Below are 3407 nucleotides of genomic sequence, written 5' to 3'. Positions count from 1 at the left end.
GACGTAGCCCGGCGGCGCGCCGATCAGCCGCGCGACACTGTGCTTCTCCATGAACTCGCTCATGTCGATACGGATCAGATGCTCTTCCGAATCGAACAGGAACGACGCGAGCGCCTTGCACAACTCGGTCTTGCCGACGCCCGTCGGGCCGAGGAACAGGAACGAGCCGTACGGACGGTTCGGATCGGCGAGGCCCGCGCGCGAACGGCGAATCGCGTCGGCGACCGCGTTGATCGCCTCGTCCTGGCCGACCACGCGCTCGTGCAGCTTTTCCTCGATATGCAGCAGCTTTTCGCGTTCGCCCTGCATCATCCGCGACACCGGAATCCCGGTCGCGCGCGACACGACTTCGGCAATCTCCTCGGCGCCGACCTGCGTGCGCAGCAGACGCGGCCGCGTCGGATTGTGCTGCTCCTGCTCTTCGGCCTGCGTGACCTGCTTCAGCTGCGCCTCGAGCTGCGGCAGCTTCCCGTACTGCAGTTCGGCGACCTTCTCGAGCTTGCCTTCACGCTGCAGCCGCGCGATGTCCGCGCGCACCTTCTCGATCTCTTCCTTCAGCTGCGCGCTGCCCTGCACCGCGGCCTTCTCGGCGGTCCAGATTTCCTCGAGGTCCGCATACTCGCGCCCGAGCCGCTCGATCTCTTCCTCGATCAGCTGCAGCCGCTTCTGCGACGCTTCGTCCTGCTCCTTCTTCACGGCCTCGCGCTCGATCTTCAGCTGGATCAGCCGGCGATCGAGCTTGTCCATCTCTTCGGGCTTCGAATCGATTTCCATCTTGATCTTCGAAGCGGCCTCGTCGATCAGGTCGATCGCCTTGTCCGGCAGGAAACGGTCCGTGATGTAGCGGTGCGATAGCTCGGCCGCGGCGACGATCGCCGGGTCCGTGATGTCGACGCCGTGGTGCAGTTCGTACTTCTCCTGCAGCCCGCGCAGAATCGCGATCGTCGCCTCGACGCTCGGCTCGTCGACGAGCACCTTCTGGAAACGGCGCTCGAGCGCGGCATCCTTCTCGATGTACTTGCGGTATTCGTCGAGCGTGGTCGCGCCGATGCAATGCAGCTCGCCGCGCGACAGCGCCGGCTTCAGCATGTTGCCCGCATCCATCGCGCCTTCGGCCTTGCCGGCGCCGACCATCGTGTGGATTTCGTCGATGAACACGATCGTCTGGCCTTCGTCCTTCGCGATGTCGTTGAGCACGGCCTTCAGGCGCTCCTCGAACTCGCCGCGATACTTCGCGCCGGCGAGCAGCGCGGCCATGTCGAGCGACAGCACGCGCTTGCCCTTCAGCGTCTCCGGCACCTCGCCGTTGACGATCCGCTGTGCGAGCCCTTCGACGATCGCCGTCTTGCCGACGCCCGGCTCGCCGATCAGCACGGGGTTGTTCTTGGTGCGGCGCTGCAGGATCTGGATCGAGCGGCGGATCTCGTCGTCGCGGCCGATCACGGGATCGAGCTTGCCGGCGCGCGCGCGCTCGGTCAGGTCGACCGTGTATTTCTTCAGCGCTTCGCGCTGGCTTTCCGCGTCCTGGCTATGCACCTGCGAGCCGCCGCGCACCGCGGCGATCGCGGCTTCGAGCGCCTTGCGCGTGAGACCGTGCTGACGCGCGAGCTTGCCCGCTTCGCCCTTGTCGTCCGCGACCGCGAGCAGGAACATCTCGCTCGCGATGAAGGTGTCATTCAGCTTCTGCGCTTCCTTGTCGGCCTGGTTCAGCAGGCCGGCCAGCTCGCGGCCGATCTGGATGTCGCCGCCCGTGCCCGTGACCTGCGGCAGGCGTGCGATCGCGTCGTTCAGCGCGCCCTGCAGCGCCTGCACGTGGACGCCCGCCCGCGACATCAGCGAGCGCGCGGAACCGTCCTGCTGCGCGAGCAGCGCCGCCAGCACGTGAACCGGTTCGATGTATTGATTGTCGCGGCCGGCCGCGAGGCTTTGCGCATCCGCAAGCGCTTCCTGGAACTTGGTGGTGAGCTTGTCGATTCTCATTTAGGTGAGACCTCCAATTTTCGATTAACACCAAAGTGAGGATGGTTATGCGGCTTTCAAGCGGAACTCGGGTCGATACAGCGCAAAAAAGTGTCGGCGGCGGCAGGCATGCGCATGTGCCGATTCGGGCCACGAGCGCGCGGCGCGCTGCACGGCCGTGTCGGCCGGCGTGCCGAGCGCGGCCCCGGGCTACTCGGTCGAGCCTGCTGCGTGCGGCGCGCGCGCGACTGCGATCGGCCGGATGCCGAGCAGCGACACGAGCGCCGGAGCGGGCTCGGCCAGCTCGGCGAGCGTATGGCGCTCGAGCTCGGCGAAAAAGGCGTCGCGGGCGGCAGCCAGCACACCCTTCAGCCGGCACTGCGGCTCGATCACGCAGCCGCGCGTATCGTCGCCGGCTACGAAGCAGCCGACCAGCGCGAAGTCGGTCTCGGTCGCGCGCACGACTTCGCCGACCGTCAGCTTCAGCGACGCGGGAAAGAGCCGCAGCCCGCCGTTGCGGCCGCGGACCGTGTCGACCCAGCCGAGTTCGCCGAGCCGCTGCACGACTTTCATCAGATGATTCTTCGAGATGCCGTAGGCATCCGATATTTCCTGAATCGTCGCCAGCCCCTCGCCGCGGACGGCCAGGTAAAGCATCACGCGCAGCGAATAGTCGGTGTAGTCGGTCAGTCTCATGAGCCAATAGGATGATTGGAGATCGTGCCCCGATTACGCGGGCAGGACGGAAGGCGGCATGCGTCGGACCGGTTCTCCGCGCCGCTTGCGCTCGCCCGGTTGCCGGGATCGCGCGCAAGCAATAAGATGCCTGATGTTTGCACGTTTTTCATGGGCGAATGGACGCTATTTTGCGGCAAAATCGTGCCCGCGTCCCGTGCGCCGTCTTGCGCATCGCCCGGATTTCCGCCCCAGGTTCACATGACTGCTCCATCCGCCTTGCCCGATTCGGCACCCGCGCGCCTGCGCGACGCCGAGCCGACCGAAGACAATATCCGCGACCTCGTCTATGCGTTCTACGATCGTGTGCGCGACGACCCGCTGCTCGGGCCGGTGTTCGACGCGAAGCTCGCGGGACGCTGGGACGAGCATCTGCCGAAGATGGTCAGCTTCTGGTCGAGCCTCGTGCTCGGCACGAAGCGCTATCGCGGCAACGTACAGCAGGCGCATCAGCCGCTCGAAGGCATCGAGCCCGCACACTTCAGCCGCTGGCTGTCGCTGTTTCTGAACACCGTCGACACGCGCTATGCGCCCGCGGCGGCGATCCGCTTCATGGAGCCCGCGCTGCGGATCGCGCAGAGCCTGCAGTTGAGCCGTTTCGGCTGGGATTACCGGATTCCGCCCGAGCAGCAGGCGCTGCTCGACGCGATCGCACCGCGCCGGCCCGATGCCGGCGACGATCCGCATGCGCTGCCGTCGCGCGCACGCGGCGA

At 66.5% G+C, this 3407-nt stretch carries 3 protein-coding genes; 1 reads left to right on the top strand and 2 read right to left on the bottom strand.

Features of this window, described 5'->3' with window-relative positions; translation table 11 throughout:
- Together HMPREF3115_RS02265 and HMPREF3115_RS02260 are read right to left on the bottom strand one after the other, a co-directional pair.
- On the bottom strand, positions 1 to 1980 hold a 1980-nt coding region (locus tag HMPREF3115_RS02265; protein ID WP_256275968.1), incomplete at its 3' end, for a Clp protease N-terminal domain-containing protein.
- 189 nt (positions 1981 to 2169) lie between these two features.
- Positions 2170 to 2655 carry an Rrf2 family transcriptional regulator gene (locus tag HMPREF3115_RS02260; RefSeq protein ID WP_006402323.1) on the bottom strand — a complete coding sequence of 162 codons (486 nt, stop codon included), beginning with the start codon at positions 2653 to 2655 and terminating at the stop codon, positions 2170 to 2172.
- A gap of 240 nt (positions 2656 to 2895) precedes the next feature.
- On the opposite strand from HMPREF3115_RS02260, the gene HMPREF3115_RS02255 reads away from it, so the two are divergent.
- A partial coding sequence (locus HMPREF3115_RS02255; protein ID WP_070553332.1) for a group III truncated hemoglobin occupies positions 2896 to 3407 on the top strand: 512 nt, incomplete at its 3' end.

This window comes from Burkholderia sp. HMSC10F09, from assembly GCF_001806955.1.
GTDB lineage: Bacteria > Pseudomonadota > Gammaproteobacteria > Burkholderiales > Burkholderiaceae > Burkholderia > Burkholderia multivorans.
The sequence above is the reverse complement of the archived record's forward strand: the minus strand, read 5'-3'. Positions and strand labels throughout refer to the sequence as shown.